The organism is Virgibacillus kekensis (genome assembly GCF_042654125.1).
Classification (GTDB): domain Bacteria; phylum Bacillota; class Bacilli; order Bacillales; family Amphibacillaceae; genus Lentibacillus; species Lentibacillus kekensis.
Window position 1 is genome coordinate 48573 of record NZ_JBHSFU010000009.1, and the last position, 25481, is coordinate 74053.

Here is a 25481-nt window from a genome sequence, read left to right on the forward strand (position 1 = left end):
AAACACGATTGGTTTGCACCCCTTATGATGATGATATTAAAATTTTCTCCCTTAAACTGTTAGCTGGCGAATACTTTATGTCTGGACAATGCCTGCTTCAGTGAGCTATATGTCTGTATGTTGGAGAAGTCAATTCCCAGGCTGATTATAGTCTGAGCTACTTCCGGTCTGATTCCCGCAATAATGGTTTTAACTCCAACCATGTCCAGTGACTGAATGATTTTAAAAATATTGTAGGCTACCATGGTATCTACCATTGGCGTGCCAGAGAGGTCCATGAATAAATGTGTAATGTTACGCTGACCAGCCTCTTTCATGGCTTTATTCATAATCAGCTCCGCCCGCTCGGTATCCACTCCTCCAATAATCGGCAATACTGCTGTCCCCTCCATGAGCGGTACTATTGGAGCTGACAGTGTCAAAAACTGATCATGTTCTTTTTGAATGGCTTTTTTAAATGACTCAATATATGCTGAACTGAACGAGTAGACAGCATCATCAATCAGCGGATTAATTATCCGAGCAACTTCAAAAATCGTTTCGACCGATACGTCGCTATCAATAAGCACCTCTTTGATCGACAACCATATCACATTGCGCATCCGTGAAGTGTTCTTCAGAAAATCATCAAAGGATGCACCATACTCAAGGGCCAGTTCACCCGTTCTCCTGCCGAAAACAGAGACTCTGTCCGATACACCTTTTTCCGAATGAAAAGCATCAATAAGAATCTGCAGGAACTCCAGACGGACAGCCATCGCCTCTTCGCTTTGACTCCCACCTTTCGCCATTTTTGCGGCAATTTCATGTTTTAGTTCACTAATTTTTTCGCCTACAAAACTCACTTCCTGTTGAATCATCTCATCATTTGCCATTTATGTATCCACCTTAAAAATGATTTAATATGTTAATTATATACCAATTACCTGAAAATAGGCTATAACCTTTAGTCCTATCCTAAAAAGCCCTATGCTGCCTCATCCGATAAATCATACTTCCTGAAACGAAAGATCCAAGCGAGAAAAGTAATCTGCAAAACAAGACTAATGATCACGGCAACTATTATATATCCCTGCAACAAAGCTCCATGCATATTAAGGGTAAACGATTGCAGGATTTGAATTACAAGCATGGTGACTATGTATATTCTTAAAAACACCGATGTCCGATTGATAAGTTCTTCCTCTCCGCGCTTGCGTGCAATTTCCATTAAAAGCTGGAAGATATAAAAGACCAGCACAAGATTTATGAGACTTAGAACTAGGGAATATACACCCGTCGCGGTTAGTGACTGTACGATTCCATTTCCACCAATTTGCTGAATGAATACTCCAGGGATGGATATAACGCCAAGAAATACAGCTATATTATATGCTTTTTTACCGATGGGAAAGTCTTCAATGATCGAGGAGATTCCTGCAGCGATCAATGCGTATCCGAGTGGGTCCGGCAAAATATCGATAACCAGGAAATGTATTTCAATCAGCGTAATTAAAAACCCCCAAAACATTCTCATGCATGCTTTATGCATCATCATCACCTGCTTTCCTGTCGATAATCCTTTCCACATCTTCTTGCGTCAATTCAGGCCGGTCATGTATCATAACCGGTTGAACAAATGGTGAACCAGTGCTATCCGTTCCTTGTATTTCCATCTCAAATTCAAAATAGCTGTCATGATTTACAGCGGTCATTAGCCGCATCCACTCGTTTTTCTTAAGTGTAATTGGGAGTGTATCATTTCTTAGCAGTTTGCCATCGAAATCCTTCCACTTCTTATTACCTCTTAACCATTCCGGTATTTTTCCGCCATTTTTTACTGCGCCCAGCTCTTTCAGCCTTTCTTGTTCCACATCCACTTTTATGGAAACATGTTCACCAGCTTCAGGAAACGGGATTACTATATCATTTATGGTGACAGGCTCCATCGCCGTCATTGCCGCTTGATTAATGTGTTGACTACTGCTACTGGTCATACGAAAATCGAACACTTTTCTTTCCGGCTCATGCGCACTCAAAACTACTTTTCCAATATCTGCAGTAATTTGCTTGCCGTTTGTAAAGCCAACTTCGATTTCGGAAAATGACCAGGCTTCTTTTCCAGCAACTTTTTCCGGTAGTATCTCCGCCGGGAAACTGATTCTTTCACGCATCAGATAATAGTGGCTGTATTCCGCTTCGTGCGGTATATAAGTCGGGTTCTGATTTAACGTCATAAAGCCGCTCCCTGTAGTAGAAGGATAAAATTGCGCTCCATCGATTTGCACATAACTCACCTGTAAAGGTTCTTGCTTATTTGTAAGATAAAAGAATGTCAGTTGATTCTCGTGCAGATTAAACGGTTTTTTTATGTAATGATCAAGGAATATCGGTTTGCTTAATTGTTTAGTTTCAAAATAAACATAGTTAGCAACCCCACTTATTATTATTAAAATAATTCCTATCCAAAGAAACTTCTCTTTCAAGCTAGAATCCTCCCCCTTACTTATATCTATTCAACATGTTCCTATAAAATCCTTTATTAGAAAATTTGGCATTCATTTAGGGATTTCTGTTTAGTGAGTCCTAATACTTCCGGCACTAATTCAGAAATAATTTATTCATTATTTTCCACTACAAAATAAAACCCGTACCAGTTGTACGGGTAACTTCTCGTAAACTAATTGTTCACATATTCTATAAAGGTAAATTCACCATGCTCCAATTCCACATCTTTCGGGACATGCAAATATAGAATTTCCTGCGACCTTACCGGGCGGTTACCCATCCATCCCTCGCCAGAAAACTGTCTGGTGACAAAGGAATTTTTATAAGTGTACAAATCAATTACGGCCGGTTCCGGTTCGGTAATTGTTAATCCATTGCCGTTAAAACTTAATACAGGGGCATTTATTCGTTCGGTAAAATTGATACCTTCTATTACAACCGGAGCCTGGTAAAATATTATTTCGACAGTATTGTTAAGTTCTTCGCTTGCTTCCACAAAAACAGGAATTTCATTCCAGGATGTATTCAACTCTAATTTTTTAGCATTCAGTTCATATTGCCATTTTTCCTTAACAAGCTCATTTGGAAGGGTATCCATCTCTCCTCGTTTTGCCTTCTCATAAAGGTTGAAAGAAGCGTTCTTTGAGTCGCTTTCCTGTTTTTCTAAGACAAATTGTGTCGCATCAGGCAGGAGATAGAAGATACCCATGGCTACTAACAGTAAGATGACATAGATCCCGAATATCCATTTTACTTTTGCTATATAGGTGGAAGAACTTTGTCGCTTAGGAAGCCGTTTAACGCTAAATACAACTGCAAAAATAACTGCAACAATAACAAGCATTATCAGAATTGGTACGAAAACCGTAATACCCCCCATTATCTTACCTCCAACCGGTTTGAAATCTTCATCGATGCAGCGAACAGTAGTGCAGAAGTGGTGATTACCTTAAGACACAACAGCCAGAATGAGTCTTCGCCAAAATAAAATTGACTGATTTCGAGAATTAGGTGTGTCTCTGCCTGCATCTCCACAAAAAAGACAAGCCCTATTCCAACAACCGGAATCAGATAGGCAAATGGCTTGAACAAATGCACCAATGAACCAATAAGATAACCGAGACTACTGAACATGACTATGTATAAAATGGTCGCAATTATTCCCGCTGCATATATATTCCATCCATAATTAATACCACCCAGCATGAGTGCCTGACTGTCCTCAGAAATAAAAAAGACAACAACCTGCAGTAAATACCCTGCCAGATATGCAGTAACTCCACCTGCTATTCCTGCAGCCATTAGAAATAATATATTCGATAAATTACTGCTGACCCGGTTGGTGATAAAATTAAAGTCATCTTCCCGGTATGCTTTGGTTTTGATTAGAATCGCATTGATAAAGGCCCATAGCATCGTGAAAACAATAACAATATCAACTGAATAATACCTGAATTCATATGTCATCGAAGATCTGGTTCCACCCATCATCCCTGAACCGCCCAGTGAAAATAAAACAGCGAGCGTCTGCAGAATTACCAGTGTAATAAACATGCCACTGAAAGACTTTAATTTAAACCGGAATTGTTTTACTATCGTCCCTGATAAACTAGGCGCGGTTAAAGACATCATCAATCCCTCCCTTGTGTGGGTTTGTCAGGTAAACTGACAGATCGCTTGGCGGGACAGTCTTGACATTAATACCTTCTAGCCTAATCCGGTCAAGCTCCTTTACTGTAAAACTATTTTTAACAACCACATATCTGTCGGTTGACCCGTCCGACTCCGTATAAATAACTTCCCTGCCGGTAATCCAGTTTTCAACAGCAGTGTGCTTCCCGTTTAATCCAACAGCATATTCTTTCATCTCCTCGATTGGCATATGAAGGAACGCTCTCCCATTTTCTATTAACAATATTTCCTCTAATACATCTTCCAACTCATCCAAGTAATGACTGGAAATAATAATTGACCGGGGATATACAATATAGTCCTTCAAAAGGGCCCGGTAGAAATCTCTCCGTACTGCAAGATCCATCCCATTTGTTGGTTCGTCAAAAATAGTAAGCGGACACCTAGACGCAAGCCCAATAATCATATTAAACGTGCTTCGCTTTCCTTTCGAAAGGTGGCTATGAATCTGTAGGGAATCAAACGAAAAGTAGTTAAATAGTCGAAGCGCGAGTTCCATGTCCCAGTGTTCATAGAATTGTCCTGCCTCAATCAGAATCTCCTTTAAAGTCAGTGCTGTCGGGAAATTCATTTGATCATCCACAAAAATAGTATTGGCTGAAACTAGTAGGTCATTAAATGGACGACGCGATAAGACTCTTACCTCCCCAGATGATTCATGCCAGAATCCTGCAAGTATTTTTAAAAGAGTAGTTTTCCCTGCACCATTACGACCAATCAAGCCGGTGATTTTATCTTCTTCAATGGTTAGGGATAAATTTTCCAAAGCTTTCATCCGCCCATGATGCTTCGTCAGTTCCCTGCACTCTACAACATTCATTCTGCATCCCCCTTACGTATTTTTGTAACCGCCTTGATCATATCAATCAATTCCTCCGTGCTTACATCCAATCGCTCAGCTTCGATAACCGTGTCACGGACCAATCCTTTAAGTGTCTGATTTTTTCGCTTATCTAAAATTAGTGCTCTGGCCTCTCTGGACACAAACTTTCCAAGACCACGCTTGTTATAAAGAATTTCCTCGTCTGAAAGCAGGTTCAGACCTTTCGCTGCAGTGGCCGGGTTAATGTTGAATATCTCTGCAAGTTTATATTGCGAACAGACTTTTTCATCCTCTCGAAAGTTGCCGTTCAATATTTCGTTCTCAATCCAATCTGAAATCTGTATGTAAATTGGTTTATTGCCATCAGCACCAATCATCAGAACACCTCCTCAGGGAAGTTAGTGCATTAGTCGTGTAATGTAGTATATTACTAAATACGGAAAAATACAACCTTTTAAAATTTGTCATCCGAAAAAACACCACATGAAAAAGGTATCTACTAGTTGACAGATATCTGATTTTGCCGTTATTATCACTATCAATGAAAGTTTCAGGGAGCGAATAAAATTGAAGATTTACGTGGATGCCGATGCTTGTCCAGTTAAACAAACAATCATATCTATGGCACATGAACACGAAATTCCTGTGGTTCTTGTTAAAAGCTTCGCCCATTTTTCCCATGATGATAACCAACCTGGCGTAGAGACCATATATGTGGACACTGGTGCTGAGGCTGCTGATTACCGAATCATGCAGCTTGCACATAGGGGCGACATGATTATCACACAAGACTACGGGCTGGCCTCACTGGGGCTCTCCAAAGGTTGTATAGTTCTTCATCATAAGGGGTTTGAATACTCTAATGATAATATTGACCAGCTCCTGCAAAGCCGCTATGCCAGCGCAATGGCCCGTAAGAGCGGGAAGCGCACTAAGGGGCCAAAGGCGATGTCTGCTGAGGATGTACAGAAGTTCAGTGAACTGCTGCAGAGTAAGCTCGGGTAGGATTTGTATTGATGTAAAAGATAAACGACCCGCTGCAGGGGCTTCAGACACATACTGTTGTCGCATAGGATCATCGGTTATACCTGCGGAGGAAATACACGTAGACTCTTACGGGAAAGCGAAGACGTTGAGACCCCGCAGCAATCGTTCTTTGCGAGCGAGAAGGCTCGGCGCGAGCCCTAGGAAAGCGAATTGTATTTCCGGAGCGAAACACGGCTGTTACATCACAATTTATAGATATTAAACGAAAACATCCTAACAGAATAAGCCGAACTACTTCAACTATTTATTGAAGATAGTTCGGCTTATACACTTTATCCGATCCTCCACTTATAAATGGCTATGGATGACTAACTCAAAGTCCCACTACTTTACTTCGCCTCTCGAGAATGACGACATCCCGCCATTCACCGTCCAGCATACCAAGACGTTTTCTAACTCCCACAACGGCGAATCCACATTTCTTATGTAGCCTGATACTTGATTGGTTTTCAGGAAAAATACTTGTCTGCAGTGTCCAGAAACCTTTATTTTCACTGCATTCTACCAGTTTCTGTAGTAGCTCGGTTCCTAGGCCTTTGCCGATGCTTAAACTGCTTAAATAAATACTTACTTCCGCTACCCCCCGGTGTGCTGAACGGTCAGAAATTGGGCTTAATGCAGCCCAACCAATCACTTTTTCGCCCTCTCGGACAACCAGCCTGCATTCCTCAAAGTGTCCGGCATCCCATATTTCCCAGGACGGTGCCTCGGTCTCGAATGTCGCATTTCTAGTCTCAATGCCTTCTATAAAAATATCACGGACATCGGCCCAGTCTTCTTTTACCATTTTATTGATTACAATATTTTTTGTCATATGCTCACCTGCTGTTAGTTTGTCTATCTATTATAATAAGCAAACGAGCACTTTTTGCCAACCTAGTTGTCCTGACAGACCATCATTTTGTTACCATCCGGATCCTTGAAAACAAACCAGTGATCATGCTGAATATCTGTAACCAGTTCAACACCCTTTTCTTTCATAAATGCATAAGAAGCTTGAATGTCATCCGTTCCAAACTGGATTGCAGGTACATTTAATGGCTGCAGCTGCTCGTTTTCGTCCCGCCACATTGGCATGGTATCCAGGAGCATCCCAGTACCATCCATTTTAGCTGCAAATAAGTTATCAAACATGAATTCGCCTTCTTCAATATTCAGCATTTCCGTATACCATTCTTTTGCCTGTTTAATATCACTTACCGGAATAAAAACTAGATTTACCTTATTTTTAATTGGACTCTTCATTCAACTTCCTCCTTGAATTTTTCTTTGAATTGGGGGCTTAACTCGCTCCATACATCAAACATATTTCCATCAGGGTCTTTAAATACGAAATTTCTTCCGGTATGTCCCCTGTCTTCAATATTACCTATTGCTATCCCTAGTTCACGGAAACGATTATGTATTAATTCCAAAGATGCCAGACCGTCAACTTCAAATGTCAGTAAAAAATGCTCTTTCCCGTTTGCATCGTAAAAATTACTGCTTTGTCCAACTTCAGCATTCACAAGAAAAAAGCTTTGATTGGCCAAGTCAAGAATAGCTTTGTCCTGATCCCGGTAGTTAAGTGCCGCACCAATTGTTCTGTACCATTCCACCGATACATCCAGATTCTGCACCGGTATATATGTGGTCCCAACCCGCATTAACCGTTCATCCATTTATCTGTCCCCCCCTTCCGTTAAAAATGTCCAATTAACTATTTCGATAAGTGTTCTTATATTCCTTTTTATAATTTAAAAAATACCTTTAAGGCAGTTGTAACCTCAAGCCTTAAAGGTATCCTCTTCTTCACAGTTTCCTGATTCGGAAATTATCCTGCAGCACGGCCCAGTTTTCCGGAAACGGAATTCCAAGTACCCAATAGCTGACACCGCGTAATCCGTAATCTTTAACCGTCTGGTATTTTGCCTGAACACTGCGCGCATCCTCAAACCACACCTCATGCTCTTGACCATTTTCATCGACATACCGGAAAAATGGTGATTCATATGTCTCGTTATATTGAATTGGCACCCCATATCTACGTGCAAGCTGTACAGCTTCTTTCGGGGAAACAGTTCGTGCAAACGTCCCCTCTATCCACGGAATTCGCCAGTCTCGGCCATATAATGGAACTCCCATCAGAATCTTCTCCGGCGGAATAGCCGTAACGGCGTAATCGAGTACTTCTCTGACTTCGTTTATCGGAGCAATTGCCAATGGTTCACCACCTGCCCATCCCCACTCATACGTCATAACAACGACAAAATCCACTATTTCACCATGTGCAGCATAATCATGCGCTTCGTATAGCAATCCTGGCTGGTCAGCCGAATCTTTTGGTGCGAGTGCTGTGGACACAACGAAGCCTTCGGGATGCAACCGGGCAACTACCCGACGTAGAAACGCATTATAATTTTCCCGGTCCTCCGGGTAAATGTATTCAAAGTCAAAGTTAACCCCTGCATAATTTTTAGCTCGCAAGATTTCGAGCATGTTGGTGATCATTGTTTCCTGCAAATCCGGATTTCTCAGTAACGTTGCTACCAGGTCTGAGTTAAAATTGCTTTCAATGAAGTTTGTAATTACCATTAATGGTGCAGTATTTGTCGCTCTTGCGGCTGCAAGCACTGGCTGCTCTTCCAGTTCAGTCAAAGTACCATCCGCCTGAATGCTGTATGTGAACGGGGAAACATAGGTAAGATACCTTCCGAGACTCAGTATTTCAAACCTTCCCTCCTGACCCAATTCGGTTATATAGGCATTCACCTCCGTAACCGGCTTTTCAGGCACCGGAATTCTTAGTGTCTGGCCAGGCAAAATCCTGCCCGGATCCGTAAGCTGATTTGCCTGGACAATAGCGTCGATTGCAACTCCATTACGCTGCGCAATAGCCCAAACAGTATCTCCTGGTTGGACCACATATAAGAAATATGGTAACTGAAGCAGCTGCCCAATAAATAATAAGGAAGGGTTTGTAATGTTATTTACCGCTGCAAGTTCTTCAACCGAAACCCCATACTGCTGAGCAAGCTGCCAAAGGGTATCCCCCGGCTGGATAACATGCTCCCGTCCAGTTTCCGGTATTACCAATGACTGTCCAATCACGAGTGCATCCGGATTATCCAACTGGTTAAGCAGGATAATCTGGTTTATATCTGAACCGTAGTTCTGCGCAATCCGCCATAATGTATCACCTTGCTGTACTACGTGTATTTTCATATTTAAACCCCCAGTTACAGTTTCTACATACCATCCTATTCACTGGGTGATTGTCCGTGTAACAAACAAGTCCTTAAAATTGACAGTAAAAAAACGCCCCGGAAAGAGCGTTATTTTACAGTGATACCTTCCATTACAAATCTGCTCTTTGGAATGGACGGCATTCGCACCAGGCTATAATTTAAGTCCTGTTTAGGGACATTATATTCAATCCGATTTGCCAGAAATTCAAGACTTACTTTCATAATCTCCACAGTAATCCATTCTCCTGCACACCGGTGGCCAATGTCATAATCGCCCCCGCCCTGTGGGAGGAAGTCAAATGGGCTTCCCTGCCACTCTTGGAATCGCTCTGGATTAAACTCATGTGGATTTTCCCATAAGTCTGAGTCATGATTGGTACCATAAACATCAAGCAGTACCAGTCTACTCTTTTTGAATTTATGGCTGGCCCATTTAAAATCATTTTTTACACGAGCACCAAGAAACGGACCAAACGGATAATACCGACGCACTTCCTGCACAAACATCCGCGAATATTTTTCATCACCAGAGCGCAGCTTCTCCTTTGTTTCCGGAAAATCATGTAATCCAAGCGCACCAAAAGTAACAAACCTTCCAATCGCAACAATTGGTCGCACTACATTCAGCAGTTCGACTGCTGCCATCTGAAGACTCAGCAGTTCCCCGTTCAGATCCCGGTGCCATGCGACCTGGTATAGAGGGGTCTCCTTGGAAGGGTTCCGCTCGCCATATCGCACCTGACGGATGATACCACGAATCCATTTTTCCGACCGGTCACGCGCTGTCCGCCCCTGCCAGTGCCTTGGCCCGACAGCTCCAAATGCATCAATCATAGCTGACATATCTTCCGTCCGCTGTTTCAATTCTTTAGCCCATAACGGAACCCCTGCCCACTGACAGGCAATACGGCACATCACTTTCTCAGCTTCCCTGAACAGAACAATCCTCCCTTTCTTCTGCCAATCTTTCACAGCGATATCCCATTGTTGTTCCGCAATTGCCAGCAGGTCATCAATCCGTTCAGGAGTCATCATTGACATAAACATTGCTTTTCTGTGTTTATGTGCTGCCCCGTCCATTGTCTGAACGCCATTTTCACCAAACAACGACTTCTGGATACGTTTCGGGGCAGCACCTTTACGTTTGAATTTATCATTATCATAAAAGACTTCGGCTGCTTCTTCTCCACCCATACATATTACCTTCTGCCCAAGCAGACGGGTTTCAAATATATTTGAACGGAAGCGGTTTCTTCGGTTGGCAATATATTTATATCCTTCCATCATCATTGTCAGTGTATGATCTATACCCTTTTCCTTAGGTATCCCCATATATTTCACTACTCCTCTCCAAAAAATATGTCATATAGACTCTTTTTTCCTTAAAGCGGGTAAAGTATTCCTATTATTTGTTTACAAATTGTTTTCCTCTATAATGGTAACCAGGATAATAAAATTGGCTAACAAGGGGGAAAAAGCGTGAAAATCGTATCAATTGAACCGACGCCAAGTCCTTACTCCATGAAAATTAACGTGGATGAAACCTTACCGGACGGCATAACGGAAAACTATAAACAAGATGACGAACGAAACAAGTTCCCAGAATATGTACAACAGCTGTTTGAGATAAATGGTGTTAAAGGACTTTACCGTGTTACAGACTTTATCGCGCTGGAGCGCAACCCGCGCGTCCAATGGGAAGACATCCTCCCGGAAGTACGTAATGTGCTTGGTTCATCAGAAGAAATACCTATGAGTGTAACGGAAGAAACTGCTTCCACCGACGATACCTATGGAGAAGTAAAAGTATTTATTCAGAAGTTCCGAAACATTCCCATGCAAGTAAAACTGGAAGAGGGCGATCAGGAACATCGATTTGGCCTGCCGGATCGCTTTATGAATGCCGTAATGGAAGCATCTACCGCTTCTGATAATATGCTGATGGAGCGGAAATGGGTGGAACAGAATCCGCGTTATGGTGAGGTGGAAGAAATCGGACAGGATGTTGTGGCTGAAATAGAAGCAAGCTATGATACTGAGCGCGTGGAAGAACTTGTGAAATTTGCGAAAACCGATGAACCGGACGGAGACCAGAAAGCAGCACCTAGGGAAGAGGTAACACTAGAAGTATTTGACCAGCCAAACTGGAAAGACCGCTATGCGGCACTTGACCGGATGGACCCTACTTTAAAAGATTTACCTGTGCTGGACAAAGCGCTCGATGATGAAAAAGCCTCAATCAGGCGATTAGCGACTGCTTATCTGGGTATGATTGAGGAACGTGATGTACTGCCATATCTTTATAAGGCATTAAAGGACAAAGCGGTAAACGTTAGGCGCACTGCTGGGGATTGCTTGTCCGACCTTGGATATAAGGATGCAATCCCTGAAATGATTGATGCACTGTCTGACAAGAGCCGGATTGTCCGCTGGCGTGCAGCCATGTATTTATACGAAGTCGGTGATGAGACTGCAATCCCCGCACTACAGGAAGCGATGGATGACCCCGAATTCGAAGTGCGGATGCAGGTCAAGATGGCGCTGGCCCGAATCCAGGGTGGCGAGGAAGCAAAAGGATCCATATGGCATCAGATGACACAGGCCGCAAAGGAAAAATAAAAATTGATAGAAGAAAAGCTGCCGTCATGATGGCAGCTTTTCTATTCAACTATAATTCAAAGCAACCGTATTTACCTTCATGCTGCTAATCGCTTCTAGAAGATGTTCTTTTGTAAAATCGGGAAAATAAACATCCGAGAAATAAAACTCGGAACTACATGATTGCCAAAGAAGAAAGTTACTTACCCGTTTTTCACCACCAGTTCGAATTACAAGGTTCGGATCAGGGAGTTCCTTCGTATAAAGGTGCTGCTCCATCAGCTCCTCACTGACATCATCAAGCGCCATACTTCCATCACGGACCTCCTGCATCACCCTTTTGGCTGCTTGCAAAATGTCATCCCTTCCACCATAATTAAACGCAAAGTTGACGATGATTCCACTATTATCCTCCGTAGCTTTGATTGCCTTTAGGAATACCTCTCTGGTAGCTTCCGGTAAACCTTCCATATTCCCTGAAATTTTAATTTTAATATTTCTCTTGATAAATTCAGGAAGTTTTTGTTTAAAAAACTTAACAGGTAACTGCATCAGATAATTTACCTCTTGCTGGGGCCGAGACCAGTTCTCAGAGGAAAAAGCATACAACGTCAGGACTTTAACGTGCAGGTCAATGCTGGCGTCGATGATATCCTGCATTGTCTTTGCACCGGCATAATGACCTTCACTTCGGCTGAGTCGTCTTTTTTTACCCCAACGGCCATTTCCGTCCATGATTATCGCTATATGTTCAGGGATACACAAATCCATTACGCTTCCTCCTTTACTGTCTCTCAAGATCAAGCTTCATCAGTTCCTCCCGCACATCACGTTTCGTAAAATTGTATGACTGCCATGAATTCAGTGTCTGTTCTTTCATATGAAGCTGTCGGTAATATAGGATTCGTTCAAGCTCAGGATATTCAGGCTCCTGTTTATACAATTCGATTAGGCCTTCAATCCCTGTATAGCCCAGCGTGTTCAGGTAATGAATATCGAGTTTCCCAGTGTCTTCGTAACGTTCCAGATTCTCCTCGACAACAAGTTGCTCGATATGCACAACATTCAAGACCGTATAGCAGATAAGACCTGCAATCAGGTAGAAGTGCAGCAATTCAATTCCCTCAATCCAAACCCTGATCAATGTATAAGCAAAAATCACCATCAAAAAAATCATAAACGCGTGTGCAAGTAACCGGTCCAACGTAAATCCGTAAGCCGCTTCATACATGCTTAGCCGCTGGTAGGCTGAGGCAAGCATTACACCGCTGACAATAATCAGCAGGGAATACATCAATTTGAGGAATCGCTTCATGGAGTCCCTCATATCTGTAATCAATTTGAGGCAGCAAATCAGAATCGTCCAATTGATCATCGTGACAATCACCAACTCAAAAAAGCCCCGGCGTGCATATTCGGCAAAAGTATAGCCTTCCTGCAGACCGTCACCGAAAAAATAGGTGAACTGCACGACTGCAAACAATACGTATACGGTATTCAGCAGGATTAGGATAGTGACGGCAGTAACGCTGTTCAAGCTAATTGCTGTTGTTCCGGATTCCTGCACAGGTTTTGGTGAAGACTTTTTGGTCTTAACTACGAGCACTTGCAGGATTCCAAAAAAGAGAAACGTAAAAATCATGACTGCAGCGGTGCGGAATACACTTTCTAAAAAGTTCAGATCAAGAATAAACATTGGCAGTTCGAGAATCATCTCCTGAAAAACTGCATCGGCTGACATAAGTAACGCGGTAATCAGAAACAATAACGGAACACCAATAACCAGCCCAACAAGTACCCGTTTTACTGTCTGGGCAGTCTGCTCGTTCAGATTACGGAAAACCCTTCTAAAAGTCTTATTGAAAAAGAATGCGCAATACTTCATTCCCTGTCCGAATTTTGCTGCAAGCCGTACCGCAAATTTTGGCCTGCTCCACTTCAGGTTGTTCGGGCTGGTGATCAAGACAATATGGAAATACACGAGAAATGGAATCGCCAACAGATTTAACACATAGAAGAATACATTATCATACAGCAGATATCCTGCCGCCAACATCCAGATACAGACCATAACTAAAAGTCCAATCCGCCGATGTGTAAAGGTCTGCCGGAATCGGTAAAAAACGACTCCATAAAATCCTGTTAGAAAAACTAAATAAGAAACACCTATCATCCCATGGAAAAAGCTGAGTTCAGCCAGCACGCCAAGCCCAAGACAAACCAGTAAAAACATCCAATCCTTCTGTTTTACTTCCGCATCCATCCTTTATCCTCCTATACTGTGTAAATCTATATACTATGTAATTCTATGTATACAGACAAAAAAATATGGACTAAGAACAGGACCGATTTTCAATCCAACCAGTCCTCTATACTGAAATTTTCCGGCCCCATCGGAACCCTGCTAGACAGACAGGATACAAAAACCCTGTAAAAATAATGCAGGTCATAATAAACGGAAAACTCAACAACGGGTCAAACCAGCTGTACGGAATCACCCTGAATAGAATTAGATACATGAAAAGGAGATTCGGTACAATGGAGAGTATAAACGTCCTGCGTAAAAGTTTACGCCCACTCCCGCCAAATTCCTTGCCGATTTCATACCCGAGCAGTCCCCAGAACAGAATGTACCCAACCATAATAATAAAGGGTATATTCGTAAGCAATGTCCAAAGAAATTCGGCCCATTCCCATTGAAAAAAGTTATAGCTGAATGTGAGTACAATTCCACCAGTGAAAATTCCGATGTTCAGGGAAACAAACAGCCACTGCATTTTGTTCGGCGTAACCGTTTCCTGCCGCCATGCTCGAGCTAATTCTTCTGGTGTCCCCATCCGCTGGACAAGTTCATCATATACCTGACGATTATCATGTTCACGCTCCTGGAGCAGATCATCGACGTGCATTCGATAGTCTTCCATAATCTGCTGTTTCTCAGGATGGTTCCCCAGCGCTTCCTCCAGCTCACTGAGAAATGTTTCGGCAGCTTCCTTCATGACTCATTTCTCCGGATCAAATTATTCATGACCTGCACGTAGCGGTGCCATTCATTTGTCCGCTCCTTGAGTATTTCTTGTCCCTCTTCGGTAATTTTATAGTATTTTCTGGCCGGACCCTTTTCGCGGTTTTGCCAATAGCAGTCAATATACCCCTGTTTCTCAAGCTTATGAAGCGCTGGATACAAGGTCCCTTCTTTTATCTGCAGGTTATGTTCACTGCGTTGGTCCATTTCTTTCACCAGTTCATAACCATACATATCACGCTCATCCAATAGCTGCAGAACTAGAAGCGATGTACTGCCTTTCACCAGTTCACGATTAAACACGTTTTTCACCTACCTAGAATTATTAGGTATCTAAACTATATATCAATTATTCTTCCGTGTAAAGTCGGTATCATTAACCAATCAGAAGCCGAATCTGCTGGTCCCTGTCCTTTCGTTCTTCTTCACTTGCCAGATCATATTTTTTCAGGAGGTGAAATAAATCATTTAAGGTTTCCTGCGAATGATCGTCTGTTAAAAAAGTACGGGTTTTTCCAGCTAATTCCCCTGGGAGAAACTCTTCCTGATTCTCCAGTTTAGTAATAACGCTTTCACGTGAATGGTCGATATTACATTTTCCCATCAGTAATCAGCTTCCCTTCCAAAATTTTTTTGATTGTATGTCAACGGTAGCCGAAATAAAGATACAAATCAATCATCAGCGACTCCTATTTTTTGACTACGGAAGTCAAGTGAATTATAATTATCCTGAATTCAAAGTAATTTAGAACGGAATCCGACATGGAGATGAGCCAATGGGAAGAAATCTGTCATTAAATGCTTTTGTTGTGCTTATGCGCGCATCAAAATCTGTCGAAGAACGAGTAAAAAAAGATATTAAGCGCTATGATGTTAGTGTCACGGAATTCACTATACTGGAGGCGCTGTTCCATAAAGGGGATCTGACTGTTAATCAAATCTGTGACGCTGTTCTGATCAACAGCGGATCGATGACCTATGTGATTGACAAACTTGAAAAGAAAGGTTTGCTTGAACGAACGGTAAGTGAAAAAGACCGGCGTGTTGTTCATGTTTCCATAACGGAACAGGGAAAAGAATTGATGGATGACATTTTTCCACAGCATCAGCAGGTTATTGAGGAAATTTTTGAATCTGTATCTGACGGAGAAAAAGAAATGTTAATCAGTATTCTTAAACGAGTTGGCCTGGAAGGAACGAAAAAATAAACTCTGGAAGGAGCATAACGATGAAACATATTTTTCAAAAAGGAAATGACCAATCAAAGACCTTATTACTGCTGCACGGCACTGGAGGTACCGAACAAGATCTTCTTCCTCTCGCTAAGGAAATAGACCCTGATGCCAACGTATTAAGTGTTCGCGGCAATGTCTCCGAAAATGGGATGCCGCGTTTCTTCAAACGTCTGGCAGAAGGGGTTTTTGACGAAGAAGATCTGATAGCCCGCACGAAAGAGCTTAATGAGTTTCTCGACCAAGCAGCCAAAGAGAACAATTTCGACCGTGATAATATCACAGCTGTCGGATATTCTAACGGCGCAAACATTGCAGCAAGTCTTATGTTTCACTATAAAGGTGCGTTAAACAGTGCGATTCTGCATCACCCAATGGTTCCTAGACGTGGGATTGAACTTCCTGATCTGTCCGGGAAAAGAGTCTTTATTGCTGCAGGGACAAATGACCCTATCTGTCCATCAAAAGAATCAGAGGACCTGAAAGCCCTGTTGGAGGAAGCCGGTGCTGATGTGGAACTGCACTGGGAAAATAACGGCCACCAGTTGACCTATAATGAAGTTGCAGCTGCTGCTAAATGGTACAACAAAAGATTTGATTTATAAACAACGAAAAACCGTGCTGCGCAGCTTGCTTTGCTGTTCAGCACGGTTTTTAATTTTTTTAGCCTTTAAAAACATATAGACGAATACTATTTCCTGCAGGGTCCTCGGTGCGATAGTAATCCGCTTCCTCAGTCACTTCGGCACCGACCTTCTTCAGGCCGGCAATTGCTTCGCTTCTAGCATTTTCATCCGGAAAAATAAGCGTATACCAGTTTAGCCCTGCACTTTTGGAGGAAGGCTTTTGTGCGCCTTCACCATTCCAAATATTAAGTCCCATGTGATGGTGGTAGTCACCTGTTGAGATGAACAACGCACCTGGATAGGTTGTGACCACGTTAAATCCAAGTCCATCGATATAAAATTCTTTTGTCTTGGTCAAATCAGCAACATGAAGATGGATATGCCCCATTACCGTAGCTTCTGGCAGGCCGTTCCATGGTTCGTTACTTTCAGCCAGCAGGCTTTGCCCTTCCAGCGGTTCAGTTGCCATCGCAACTTGCCCATTTGCCCAGTTCCATTCTTCAGCTGGGCGATCACGATATACTTCGATGCCATTTCCGTCCGGATCGGAAAGGTAAAGCGCCTCACTTACATAGTGATCAGATGCTCCGAGTCGGATTCCGGTTCTGGCTATATGGTTTAAAAATGATGAAAGTTGTGATCTGTCTGGTAAAAGAATAGCAAAATGATAAAGTCCGGTTTTCCGGTCTTCTTTTGGCAGAACACCATCAGGCTGCTCCAGTGTAAGCAATGGCGTTTTACCGTCTGCGGTAAGGACTGCTTTATTATTCGTTTGTTCAAGCACCTGAAAACCGATTATACGTTTGTAAAACTCAAGTGATGTTTCCAAATCTGTTACATTTATATTAACCTCACCTACGTATACTGTCGGTGGTTGAAAAAATTTTTTCTCCATTTTGGAACCCCTTTTTTATTATAATTACCAATACTTATTAAGTTACTTTATGTAAGTTATTATAGCTTAGAGTTGCAATTCTGTCAAAAAAACCTTATAACAGCAACAAAGAATGCAACAGAAAGGGTGTTTCACATGATTGTTCGAGAGCATTCTTCGGGATTTATCATGATTGAACAGGACCATCATGCTCATTTGTCCGGTGAAATGGCCATGGCACTCCGCAATGAATTTTTTGCGGGCAAAAAGCTGCGCCAATCGGTTGAATATGCTATTCATCAACATGATTACGGGTGGAAAATGCTAGATAAACAACCGTTTTGGAATGATAAACAACAGGCTCCATACACTTTTACCGATTTCCCTGTATTACCGAAAATGGTGTTTTATAAACATGGGATTGACGAAGTGGAAAAACAGGATGCCTATGCTGGTCTGTTATGCAGCAGGCATTATACCGGATTTCTTTTAAATGATTCCTCAAAAGAGGCAAAGTCATTCGTTAAGGAGGAGAAAAATCGTCAGAAGCAGATTTTTGAGGATCTGGAGGATATTGACCGGGAGACATATAATTTTCATTATGGGCTTGTACAGCTATTCGACAATTTGTCTCTGTTTCTCTGCTTAAATGAACCGGGCGCCTCCAAGGATAATGAGCATCCTTTCTTTCGTGAGGGCATCCCGCTTTCGGAGTCTCTGGCGGTGATTGGAAAAGATAAAATGGACATATGGTGGGAAGATGTCCATACAGTATTTATTGGTAAACCGCTGTTTGATACTGCCATTAATCTCAATCTTAGACAGAAGTACGTGACAAAAGAATCCATTGCAGCAAAGGGACTAATTGAAAGTTATCAGGTAGCAAAGACAGAGGAAAAAACTATCGAAATCAAAGCAAAGGACCGGTGAAAAAACCGGTCCTCACTATACGGGGATATTAAACTGCCAATGACTTCAATGCCTCGAAATTCAGCACTTCTATTTTACGCTGGCCGGTCTGCCGGATCAGTTCTTTTTTCTCAAATCTTAACACCTTTAGAGCATACCGTCATTGATATGTATAAACTTTAAAAGTGAAGGAAAGAGTTTATAGAATTTCTTCCCTGTAGAATTCAACAACAAACATAATCAGGATATCTCGGGGGAGAATAACAACTAATTGACTTTTAGGGAGGGTATAAAGGTTGGCAGATGATAAGAAGCACGAGACACATATTGAGAACGAAGATACATTGACGAACCGGCAGGGGCATCCTGTGACGAACAACCAGAACATACGAACAGTCGGCAATAGAGGACCAGCTACACTGGAGAACTATGATTTTGTTGAAAAAATAAGCCATTTCGACCGGGAAAAGGTTCCGGAGCGGATTGTCCACGCTCGAGGAGCAGGGGCACATGGTTATTTTGAAACGTATGGAACAGTTGGCGATGAGCCTGTTTCCAAATACACACGAGCAAAAGTTTTTCAGGAAAAAGGTAAACAAACACCGGTATTTGTTCGGTTCTCAACCGTGGTACACGGAAATCATTCTCCAGAGACAGTACGGGATCCGCGCGGCTTTGCTGTTAAGTTTTATACTGAGGATGGAAACTGGGATCTTGTAGGTAACAATCTCAAAATCTTTTTCATCCGTGATGCCATGAAGTTTCCAGATATGATTCATGCATTCCGTCCTGACCCAGTCACCAACTACCAGGACAGTGAGCGGTTCTTCGACTTTTGTGCCAACTCTCCAGAAACATTCCATATGGTTACATTTGTATATTCGCCATGGGGAATCCCGGCAAATTACCGGCAAATGCAGGGCTCCGGTGTAAACACGTATAAATGGATTAATGAAAAAGGCAAATCTGTCCTGGTTAAGTACCACTGGGAACCGAAGCAAGGAATCAAAAACCTCACCGTTAAAGAGGCGAGTGAGATTCAAGCACTCAATTTCAACCATGCTACACAAGATTTATACGAATCCATCGAAGACGGTAACTATCCTGAATGGGAATTGTTCGTTCAGATTATGAGCGATGAGGAACACCCTGAGCTGGATTTTGATCCACTTGACGATACCAAATTATGGCCAAAGGATCAGTTCCCATGGCACCCTGTTGGAAAGATGGTACTGAATAAAAACCCGGATAACTATTTCACCGAGGTGGAACAAGCTGCATTCGGTACCGGTGTACTGGTTGACGGGCTTGATTTTTCGGATGACAAAATGCTTCAGGGACGTACGTTTTCATACTCCGATACACAGCGCTACAGGGTCGGGGCAAATTATCTTCAGCTTGATATTAATAAAGCAAAGAAGCGAGTTGCGACAAACCAAGAAGGCGGGCAAATGCTCCATGAAGCTGAACGCTCGCCTAAGAAAAATCCGCATGTCAATTATGAGCCCTCATCGCTCGGCGGGTTAAAAGAGGCAGAGCAGCTTGGAACTGAGCACACCCCACAAGTAGAAGGTAAATTGGTTCGAGAGTCCATCGACCGGCAGAGCAATACAAAACAAGCTGGTGAAACTTACCGTGAATTTGAGGACTGGGAAAAAGATGAATTGATCTCCAACTTGGTTGGCGACTTGTCCGAATGTGCCCAAGACCTGCAGGATAAAATGCTCGCGTTGGCCGAGGAAGCCGATGAAGAGTATGGACGCCGCCTCCGGGAAGGGCTTGCTGAAGCAGCAAAGCATAAATCATCCAAGAGTTCCAGCCAAAATCCACTTGGCATGAAGGATGCCGAGAAGGCTCCTGAGCAGGCAGAACAAAAAGGACACGACGCAGATCCGTATTAAAAATTTAAGCTGCGCCCATCAAAAGAGTGAGTTGACGTTTTTAGTCAAAACCTTAATAAATTTGATATTAACACAAAATCCCCTTTCCAAATCAGAAAGGGGAATTATTGTTTTTTAAAAGCAAACTGCGCAACAGCATTCAATGATCGAGCGTCAGCCCTGAGCTTCGCAGGGCTTCATTCTACCCACCAATATAAGACATTTCAATTCGCTTCCTGTTCTTAGCTGTTTCGGCTGTTCGTTCGTCTGAATAACGATCAGTTCGAGTATGCCATGTCGGTGAGAATGCTTCTCCTGTATAAAACAAAAGTCCAAAAACGTCTCACTTGGCATTCTTGCTGCCCCCTTTGTTAACTTCCTTTCGATAAATTAACACTGCAAGCGGGAACAGCAACAAATTGAAGCTCATATATAGCAAAACATCCCCGAAATTTTGGTAAAAAAACTGATGAACCAGCAACTGAGTAAATACAATATTCATGAATAAAACAGCAAGCAAACTAATAACTCCAAGATAACTACGCTTCATAACGTTTCACCCTTACTGCATAGATTGCCCCTTCTTTTACCTTTAGTGCAATTTCCGGAAGTGGGCGTCTTGGCGGACCAGCAGTAGGGGTGCCATTTGTAGGATCAAACTTGCCATGATGACATGGGCAAACCATCTCCTTTTCCTCTTTTATCCAGTATACAGGACAGCGCAGATGAGTACATGCATTTTGATATGCAACAAACTTATCTTCCTTTAACCGAATCATAATTGCACTGTCATGCTCCGTTGGAAAATGAAAATCAATAGAACTTCCGACCGAAACATCTTTAAGTTCAGCAATCTTGTGATGAGGATATTCCTTGTCAGATAGTCCCATTAGTTCCTTCGCTGCTATAGCCCCCCAGGGAAGTGAAGAGACTGCAAATAGCCCAGCTGCACCCGCCATTGTTTTCATAAACCCTCGTCGATCCAATTGCCTCTCATTGTTTGTGTTTATATTATGTGTGTAGTTATCATCGTTAGCTGATATCTTATTTTGCCATTCTGTCATGATATTCTCTCCTTAAAACAGTTTCGTAGTTCCCTGCAGGATTCTTGGAAGGTTAACGCGTACGTTAGTTTCGCCTTCCAGATAGGGCATGCTGGTAACCCATTTGTCGTTGCCAAGGTCATGCTGTTGTTGTTTCGCTTCAATTTCTTCTTCAGTTAGCCATTGCAATGTATTAGAAGGACAAACACTCGCACACATTGGCGGAATTCCGTATGGACATGCAATCGTACAGTTTTGGCATCCAATACACTTTTCGGTCAAGGCTGAAAGAACTGCACCTGTTTCATGAATCTGGATTGCCTGAGCAGGACAGCTTCTGGCACACGCCGGATCCACACAGTGCAGGCACATTAACGGCATTGTCTGGCGGTTTACGAGCGGATTTACATCATCATCATCATATACATAGTTTCTGTTTTTCTGTTCATGCCCGCCGCACTGGGTACAGGCAGCAAGACATGAACGACATCCGATACAATTTTCGAGTTCAATATATAGTCGTCGTTTTTCTATTTAAAGCACCTTCCCGGAACTGAGTTTCTCTATCTGTGCAGCGCAAGCTTTGAATTCCGGCATCCGTGACATCGGATCAAGCGCCGGGATTGTCAGCAGGTTAATCGAACGTTCATGGTCGAAATGATACGGAACGAATACGGTGTCTTCGCGAATCGCTTCAGTTATTTTCACTTTATAAGTGGTTTTGCCACGACGGGTATAAAGGAGTATCTCTTCTTCATGCTTAATCCCGTACTGTTCAGCGGTAATCGGGTGAACTTCCACGTATGGGTCCGGACACATATCATTCAGAAATGGAATCCGGCGGGTTTGATTTCCCGAAAGATAATGGTAAACCACACGCCTGGTTGTCAAGCGCAGTGGATATTTCTCACCTGGCTCTTCCGCTGGTGGTCGGTACGGGAGTGCACAAATTTTCACTTTACCATCTGGATGATAGAATTTTTTATCCAGGAACATGTGTGGCGTCCCTTTATCCGCTTCATCTTTACACGGCCAAAATACGCCATCCTGTTTGTCGATTTTGTCCCATGTAGCACCGTAATAATCAGCTGAACCACCCTTGGATGCGAGACGGAACTCGTCCGCAACATCGCGCGCTGTTTTCAAATGAGAGAAATATTTTCCTTTTCCAATACGCTCAGCAAGCTCCACCTGAATCTGCCAGTCTGGTTTGGACTCTCCAATAGGTTCCTGTGCTTTATTAATTTTAATGATTCTTCCTTCCAGGTTTGTGACCGTTCCTTCATCCTCTGACCAGGTAACCGTCGGCAGGATAACATCTGCAAACTCTGCTGAGTCAGATAAGAAGAAGTCAGCACACACCATGAAGTCAAGATTCTTCAAGGCTTTCCGCACAACATTCAGATTAGGTGCGGAAACTGCCGGATTTGAGCACAATAGATACAGTCCACGTATCGTTTTTTCATTCATCAGTTCAAACATTTCATAAGCAGAAACGCCGGGCTGTGGCATTTCTGAAGGGTCAATCCCCCATACTTCACTAACTTCTTTTACATGCTGCGGGTTGGTAAGTTTACGATAACCTGGAAGCAGGTCGGACTTCTGACCATGTTCCCGGCCACCTTGGCCATTTCCCTGTCCGGTGAACGTCGCGACGCCTGCTTTCGGACGGCCTATTTTGCCGGTAATCAGGGCCATATTGGTGTATGCGGATACGTTATCCACGCCTTTATGCTGCTGCTCGATTCCCCGGGCAAACATAACAATCGCATTAGGGGCTTTTCCGTAGATCTCTGCGGCCTGTTTTATTTTTTCAACAGAAACACCAGTGATAAAGCTGGTATTTTCCGGCGTGAATTCTTTTACAAGTTCTTTTGTTTCTTCAAAGCCGTTTGTATGGTCGTTAATGAAGTTTTCATCCGCATAACCATTCTGGATGAGTAGGTTCAGAATTCCATTAGCCAAGGCAAGGTCAGTACCAGGACGTAAATCCAAATGGATCTGGCAAGCGGGGTTTCCCTTGGGTCAGCAACAATCAGGTAGCCCCCGCGTTCCTGTACTGCCCAAATACGGAACATGGATGTCGGATGACACTCTGCAGTATTGCTTCCTGCGATGAACAAGCAATCCGTTTCGTGTACATCAGTCCATGGAAGGGTGGAACCACGGTCGACCCCGAAACTTCTTAAGAAGCCGCCAGCAGCACTTGACATACAGAAACGTCCATTATAATCAATATAGCGTGTACCAAGTCCAACCCGGGCAAATTTGCCGGTAAGATAACACTTTTCATTCGTCATAGATACACCACTGAATTCGGAGAGTGTATCTTTTCCATACTCCTCCTGCAGCTTACCGAATTTCTCTGCAATCAAATCGTATGGATCCCAACTCGCCTCACGGAATCCTTCTTTGGTCCCTTTTAAAGAAGCATCGTCCCGAATCAGCGGTTTCATGATCCGGTCCTTATGGTTAGTTTGTTGATATGCAGTAACCCCTTTAGGACACATTTTTCCAAGGTTAACCGGCCATTCGTAACGTGGCTCTACACCGATAATTTTGTTAGTTCGGGTATCTACCCTCAGATTCATCCCGCACTGCATTCCACAATAGCTGCAGTGTGTTTTTACCAAGGTTTCATTTGGGTGTCTGACATTCTCTATATTTCTAAAAAACTTATCCTCTTGCATTCTGATTTGCCTCCTTGACTGGCACTTTATGGGGCTCAAAACCTGAGAATCTGGAGATGCGGTATTTTCTTCGGCAAGGAAGACACAGTTCTGCCAGATTAAAACCATCTTTCATGTTGAACTCCAAATTATTCTGTCCGAGTACATCGATTACGTCACCGGATTGTTCCATGGAAACAAACGCTGTTCCGCAAACCTTACATTCTTTCATTTCTTTTTCGCCGTAATGCTCCCGGTAATTCCGTGCTAATACGCTCATTGGCCGGAATGGGATATGCGCAAGCTTTCCAAATGGCAGATAAATCAACGTAATAATGACGGCGAACTGGTGAATCAGGGACATTACGTAGTGGCCCGATCCATGCAGGAACACATTTATGAAAGTCAACGCAAGTCCAGTTATACTCACAAACAAAAGCATGTATAATGGCAGAAAATCATACATAACCTGGTATTCTGCACGTGCCTGCATGTTCTTCAAGCGACGGTAAAGAACCATGGATACCCCGGTGATAACCATAATTGCACTGATGTTCAAGGCATTATAGGACATAAACGCGATGAATCCATCAGCTGGCACAACCATCAGATCCAAACCGAATAGCACGATTGTATACATACCGCTCTCTTCCATCGTGAAGTACATCCAGCTGAAGACGAGCGGAAATGTTACCATACACGCCAGAATACAACCCCATCCGATCAGCAGATGCTGGGTCCATCGGTAAATTCCCCTATTCCAGATGAACCGGAATGTTGCCAGATGTTCAACCGATGTTTTCGGTGTTGATTTCCGAAACACCAGCTTGATTCCTTTTTTAATGATTATTTTTGTTGGCGGCCGTTCCCCCCCAGGCGATAAACCGGTAAAAGAACCCGCCCAGAAAAACAACCGTGCCTACTATGTATCCGTATAGGTTAAGGTCAACGTGCGTGAACATCCTGGTTCCGATAAACATCAGGATCAGCAGGCCGCTTATGGTAAGAAACATCGATTTAGCGAAATGTGATGCAAAAGCATTATCAATAGAATTTTTCTTTGATTTTTTAATAGATTCCTTAACTGCAGTACTTTCCATCTGAACTCTCCTCCGCATGTGCGTTTGCTTTTTAACTCTAGTTTAAGTATAGAATGCGGAGCGATTTTTGGTAATTAGGGAAACTCCTAATTTTACAGGGGGAATTCCCCTATATATAAAAAATTGTTTTCTCTCTATTGAGGACCTAAAGATTTTTTCTAAACTATTATTCCTGTCCAGAAGGAATACGTTATATGGCAGAAAGCCCCGATAACGGTATGGAAAATAGTAAGCAACTGATGAACTCCC

The 25481-nt window shown here is 42.8% G+C and carries 27 protein-coding genes and 2 pseudogenes; 6 read left to right on the top strand and 23 right to left on the bottom strand.

Translation table 11 applies throughout. The features are described from left to right. Positions 1-59 precede the first annotated feature (59 nt). The 7 genes from ACFO3D_RS15185 to ACFO3D_RS15215 form a co-directional block, all read right to left on the bottom strand. Complete coding sequence (locus ACFO3D_RS15185) at positions 60-875, bottom strand: STAS domain-containing protein (RefSeq protein WP_390297910.1); 816 nt, start codon at positions 873-875, stop codon at positions 60-62. Positions 876-967: 92 nt separating this feature from the next. Then, positions 968-1531, bottom strand: coding sequence for a hypothetical protein (locus tag ACFO3D_RS15190; RefSeq protein ID WP_390297913.1), 564 nt, complete (start codon positions 1529-1531; stop codon positions 968-970). Next, positions 1524-2465: a hypothetical protein gene (locus tag ACFO3D_RS15195; RefSeq protein WP_390297916.1), complete on the bottom strand. Its 942-nt coding sequence runs from the start codon at positions 2463-2465 to the stop codon at positions 1524-1526. Before ACFO3D_RS15195 ends, ACFO3D_RS15190 begins: the two co-directional genes overlap by 8 nt. Before the next feature lie 194 nt (positions 2466-2659). Next, on the bottom strand, positions 2660-3367 hold the full coding sequence (locus ACFO3D_RS15200) for a hypothetical protein (RefSeq protein WP_390297919.1): 708 nt from the start codon (positions 3365-3367) through the stop codon (positions 2660-2662). After that, positions 3367-4116, bottom strand: coding sequence for a hypothetical protein (locus tag ACFO3D_RS15205; RefSeq protein ID WP_390297922.1), 750 nt, complete (start codon positions 4114-4116; stop codon positions 3367-3369). The genes ACFO3D_RS15200 and ACFO3D_RS15205 overlap by 1 nt, the downstream gene beginning before the upstream one ends. After that, on the bottom strand, positions 4097-4999 hold the full coding sequence (locus ACFO3D_RS15210) for an ATP-binding cassette domain-containing protein (protein ID WP_390297925.1): 903 nt from the start codon (positions 4997-4999) through the stop codon (positions 4097-4099). Before ACFO3D_RS15210 ends, ACFO3D_RS15205 begins: the two co-directional genes overlap by 20 nt. After that, positions 4996-5382 (bottom strand): GntR family transcriptional regulator, encoded by a 387-nt coding sequence (locus ACFO3D_RS15215; RefSeq protein WP_390298144.1) that lies wholly within the window; start codon positions 5380-5382, stop codon positions 4996-4998. The genes ACFO3D_RS15210 and ACFO3D_RS15215 overlap by 4 nt, the downstream gene beginning before the upstream one ends. A 187-nt stretch (positions 5383-5569) precedes the next feature. Between ACFO3D_RS15215 and ACFO3D_RS15220 the strand changes: the two genes are divergently transcribed. Beyond that, a complete protein-coding gene (locus ACFO3D_RS15220) occupies positions 5570-6007 on the top strand; it encodes a YaiI/YqxD family protein (protein ID WP_390297928.1) in 438 nt (145 codons plus the stop codon). Positions 6008-6362: 355 nt separating this feature from the next. Here ACFO3D_RS15220 and ACFO3D_RS15225 read toward each other — a convergent pair whose 3' ends face one another. The 5 genes from ACFO3D_RS15225 to ACFO3D_RS15245 form a co-directional block, all read right to left on the bottom strand. Continuing rightward, positions 6363-6863: a GNAT family N-acetyltransferase gene (locus tag ACFO3D_RS15225; protein ID WP_390297931.1), complete on the bottom strand. Its 501-nt coding sequence runs from the start codon at positions 6861-6863 to the stop codon at positions 6363-6365. A gap of 62 nt (positions 6864-6925) precedes the next feature. Beyond that, positions 6926-7294 carry a VOC family protein gene (locus ACFO3D_RS15230; protein ID WP_390297934.1) on the bottom strand — a complete coding sequence of 123 codons (369 nt, stop codon included), beginning with the start codon at positions 7292-7294 and terminating at the stop codon, positions 6926-6928. Then, positions 7291-7710, bottom strand: a complete 420-nt coding sequence (locus tag ACFO3D_RS15235; RefSeq protein ID WP_390297937.1) for a VOC family protein — start codon at positions 7708-7710, stop codon at positions 7291-7293. Before ACFO3D_RS15235 ends, ACFO3D_RS15230 begins: the two co-directional genes overlap by 4 nt. Positions 7711-7840: 130 nt before the next feature. Continuing rightward, positions 7841-9253: a LysM peptidoglycan-binding domain-containing protein gene (locus ACFO3D_RS15240; RefSeq protein WP_390297940.1), complete on the bottom strand. Its 1413-nt coding sequence runs from the start codon at positions 9251-9253 to the stop codon at positions 7841-7843. A gap of 110 nt (positions 9254-9363) precedes the next feature. Continuing rightward, positions 9364-10608 (bottom strand): cytochrome P450, encoded by a 1245-nt coding sequence (locus ACFO3D_RS15245; protein WP_390297943.1) that lies wholly within the window; start codon positions 10606-10608, stop codon positions 9364-9366. 147 nt (positions 10609-10755) lie between these two features. Between ACFO3D_RS15245 and ACFO3D_RS15250 the strand changes: the two genes are divergently transcribed. Then, complete coding sequence (locus ACFO3D_RS15250) at positions 10756-11895, top strand: conserved virulence factor C family protein (RefSeq protein WP_390297946.1); 1140 nt, start codon at positions 10756-10758, stop codon at positions 11893-11895. 45 nt (positions 11896-11940) lie between these two features. On the opposite strand, the gene ACFO3D_RS15255 is transcribed toward ACFO3D_RS15250, so the two are convergent. The 5 genes from ACFO3D_RS15255 to ACFO3D_RS15275 form a co-directional block, all read right to left on the bottom strand. Continuing rightward, positions 11941-12645, bottom strand: a complete 705-nt coding sequence (locus ACFO3D_RS15255; RefSeq protein ID WP_390297949.1) for an isoprenyl transferase — start codon at positions 12643-12645, stop codon at positions 11941-11943. 13 nt (positions 12646-12658) lie between these two features. Beyond that, entirely contained in the window at positions 12659-14137 is a 1479-nt protein-coding gene (locus ACFO3D_RS15260; RefSeq protein ID WP_390297952.1) for a DUF4153 domain-containing protein, read from the bottom strand. 106 nt (positions 14138-14243) lie between these two features. Continuing rightward, entirely contained in the window at positions 14244-14873 is a 630-nt protein-coding gene (locus ACFO3D_RS15265) for an HAAS signaling domain-containing protein (RefSeq protein ID WP_390297955.1), read from the bottom strand. After that, the gene (locus tag ACFO3D_RS15270) at positions 14870-15202 is read right to left on the bottom strand and encodes a PadR family transcriptional regulator (protein WP_390297958.1); all 333 of its coding nucleotides are present in this window, start codon (positions 15200-15202) and stop codon (positions 14870-14872) included. The genes ACFO3D_RS15265 and ACFO3D_RS15270 overlap by 4 nt, the downstream gene beginning before the upstream one ends. Positions 15203-15275: 73 nt before the next feature. After that, a complete protein-coding gene (locus ACFO3D_RS15275; protein ID WP_390297961.1) occupies positions 15276-15503 on the bottom strand; it encodes a hypothetical protein in 228 nt (75 codons plus the stop codon). Between the two features lie 172 nt (positions 15504-15675). Between ACFO3D_RS15275 and ACFO3D_RS15280 the strand changes: the two genes are divergently transcribed. Together ACFO3D_RS15280 and ACFO3D_RS15285 are read left to right on the top strand one after the other, a co-directional pair. After that, positions 15676-16107, top strand: coding sequence for a MarR family winged helix-turn-helix transcriptional regulator (locus ACFO3D_RS15280; protein WP_390297964.1), 432 nt, complete (start codon positions 15676-15678; stop codon positions 16105-16107). A 20-nt stretch (positions 16108-16127) separates the two neighbouring features. Continuing rightward, positions 16128-16736 (top strand): alpha/beta hydrolase, encoded by a 609-nt coding sequence (locus ACFO3D_RS15285; RefSeq protein ID WP_390297967.1) that lies wholly within the window; start codon positions 16128-16130, stop codon positions 16734-16736. Positions 16737-16794: 58 nt separating this feature from the next. Here the strand turns inward: ACFO3D_RS15285 and ACFO3D_RS15290 are convergent, their stop codons facing one another. After that, on the bottom strand, positions 16795-17652 hold the full coding sequence (locus ACFO3D_RS15290; RefSeq protein WP_390297970.1) for a VOC family protein: 858 nt from the start codon (positions 17650-17652) through the stop codon (positions 16795-16797). A gap of 135 nt (positions 17653-17787) precedes the next feature. On the opposite strand from ACFO3D_RS15290, the gene ACFO3D_RS15295 reads away from it, so the two are divergent. Together ACFO3D_RS15295 and ACFO3D_RS15300 are read left to right on the top strand one after the other, a co-directional pair. Then, positions 17788-18561 carry a DUF3891 family protein gene (locus ACFO3D_RS15295; RefSeq protein ID WP_390297973.1) on the top strand — a complete coding sequence of 258 codons (774 nt, stop codon included), beginning with the start codon at positions 17788-17790 and terminating at the stop codon, positions 18559-18561. Positions 18562-18836: 275 nt separating this feature from the next. Continuing rightward, on the top strand, positions 18837-20441 hold the full coding sequence (locus ACFO3D_RS15300) for a catalase (protein WP_390297976.1): 1605 nt from the start codon (positions 18837-18839) through the stop codon (positions 20439-20441). 322 nt (positions 20442-20763) lie between these two features. Here the strand turns inward: ACFO3D_RS15300 and ACFO3D_RS15305 are convergent, their stop codons facing one another. From ACFO3D_RS15305 to ACFO3D_RS15325, 5 genes and pseudogenes are all read right to left on the bottom strand, one after another. Beyond that, the gene (locus tag ACFO3D_RS15305; protein WP_390297979.1) at positions 20764-20970 is read right to left on the bottom strand and encodes a hypothetical protein; all 207 of its coding nucleotides are present in this window, start codon (positions 20968-20970) and stop codon (positions 20764-20766) included. Continuing rightward, positions 20960-21484: a Rieske 2Fe-2S domain-containing protein gene (locus ACFO3D_RS15310; protein WP_390297982.1), complete on the bottom strand. Its 525-nt coding sequence runs from the start codon at positions 21482-21484 to the stop codon at positions 20960-20962. Before ACFO3D_RS15310 ends, ACFO3D_RS15305 begins: the two co-directional genes overlap by 11 nt. A 12-nt stretch (positions 21485-21496) precedes the next feature. Further along, positions 21497-21997 (bottom strand): 4Fe-4S dicluster domain-containing protein, encoded by a 501-nt coding sequence (locus ACFO3D_RS15315; protein ID WP_390298147.1) that lies wholly within the window; start codon positions 21995-21997, stop codon positions 21497-21499. After that, positions 21998-24153, bottom strand: a pseudogene (locus ACFO3D_RS15320) (molybdopterin oxidoreductase family protein). Next, positions 24140-25181, bottom strand: a pseudogene (locus tag ACFO3D_RS15325) (hypothetical protein). Before ACFO3D_RS15325 ends, ACFO3D_RS15320 begins: the two co-directional pseudogenes overlap by 14 nt. Between the last annotated feature and the right edge of the window lie 300 nt (positions 25182-25481).

What these genes read in the sequence shown, in the direction of transcription:
- ACFO3D_RS15185 (WP_390297910.1), bottom strand. Translation starts at nt 875, where the DNA reads ATGGCAAATGATGAGATGATTCAACAGGAAGTGAGTTTTGTAGGCGAA.
- ACFO3D_RS15190 (WP_390297913.1), bottom strand. Translation starts at nt 1,531, where the DNA reads ATGCATAAAGCATGCATGAGAATGTTTTGGGGGTTTTTAATTACGCTG.
- ACFO3D_RS15200 (WP_390297919.1), bottom strand. Translation starts at nt 3,367, where the DNA reads ATGGGGGGTATTACGGTTTTCGTACCAATTCTGATAATGCTTGTTATT.
- ACFO3D_RS15205 (WP_390297922.1), bottom strand. Translation starts at nt 4,116, where the DNA reads ATGTCTTTAACCGCGCCTAGTTTATCAGGGACGATAGTAAAACAATTC.
- ACFO3D_RS15210 (WP_390297925.1), bottom strand. Translation starts at nt 4,999, where the DNA reads ATGAATGTTGTAGAGTGCAGGGAACTGACGAAGCATCATGGGCGGATG.
- ACFO3D_RS15225 (WP_390297931.1), bottom strand. Translation starts at nt 6,863, where the DNA reads ATGACAAAAAATATTGTAATCAATAAAATGGTAAAAGAAGACTGGGCC.
- ACFO3D_RS15230 (WP_390297934.1), bottom strand. Translation starts at nt 7,294, where the DNA reads ATGAAGAGTCCAATTAAAAATAAGGTAAATCTAGTTTTTATTCCGGTA.
- ACFO3D_RS15235 (WP_390297937.1), bottom strand. Translation starts at nt 7,710, where the DNA reads ATGGATGAACGGTTAATGCGGGTTGGGACCACATATATACCGGTGCAG.
- ACFO3D_RS15240 (WP_390297940.1), bottom strand. Translation starts at nt 9,253, where the DNA reads ATGAAAATACACGTAGTACAGCAAGGTGATACATTATGGCGGATTGCG.
- ACFO3D_RS15245 (WP_390297943.1), bottom strand. Translation starts at nt 10,608, where the DNA reads ATGGGGATACCTAAGGAAAAGGGTATAGATCATACACTGACAATGATG.
- ACFO3D_RS15255 (WP_390297949.1), bottom strand. Translation starts at nt 12,645, where the DNA reads ATGGATTTGTGTATCCCTGAACATATAGCGATAATCATGGACGGAAAT.
- ACFO3D_RS15260 (WP_390297952.1), bottom strand. Translation starts at nt 14,137, where the DNA reads ATGGATGCGGAAGTAAAACAGAAGGATTGGATGTTTTTACTGGTTTGT.
- ACFO3D_RS15265 (WP_390297955.1), bottom strand. Translation starts at nt 14,873, where the DNA reads ATGAAGGAAGCTGCCGAAACATTTCTCAGTGAGCTGGAGGAAGCGCTG.
- ACFO3D_RS15275 (WP_390297961.1), bottom strand. Translation starts at nt 15,503, where the DNA reads ATGGGAAAATGTAATATCGACCATTCACGTGAAAGCGTTATTACTAAA.
- ACFO3D_RS15280 (WP_390297964.1), top strand. Translation starts at nt 15,676, where the DNA reads ATGGGAAGAAATCTGTCATTAAATGCTTTTGTTGTGCTTATGCGCGCA.
- ACFO3D_RS15285 (WP_390297967.1), top strand. Translation starts at nt 16,128, where the DNA reads ATGAAACATATTTTTCAAAAAGGAAATGACCAATCAAAGACCTTATTA.
- ACFO3D_RS15290 (WP_390297970.1), bottom strand. Translation starts at nt 17,652, where the DNA reads ATGGAGAAAAAATTTTTTCAACCACCGACAGTATACGTAGGTGAGGTT.
- ACFO3D_RS15295 (WP_390297973.1), top strand. Translation starts at nt 17,788, where the DNA reads ATGATTGTTCGAGAGCATTCTTCGGGATTTATCATGATTGAACAGGAC.
- ACFO3D_RS15305 (WP_390297979.1), bottom strand. Translation starts at nt 20,970, where the DNA reads ATGAAGCGTAGTTATCTTGGAGTTATTAGTTTGCTTGCTGTTTTATTC.
- ACFO3D_RS15310 (WP_390297982.1), bottom strand. Translation starts at nt 21,484, where the DNA reads ATGACAGAATGGCAAAATAAGATATCAGCTAACGATGATAACTACACA.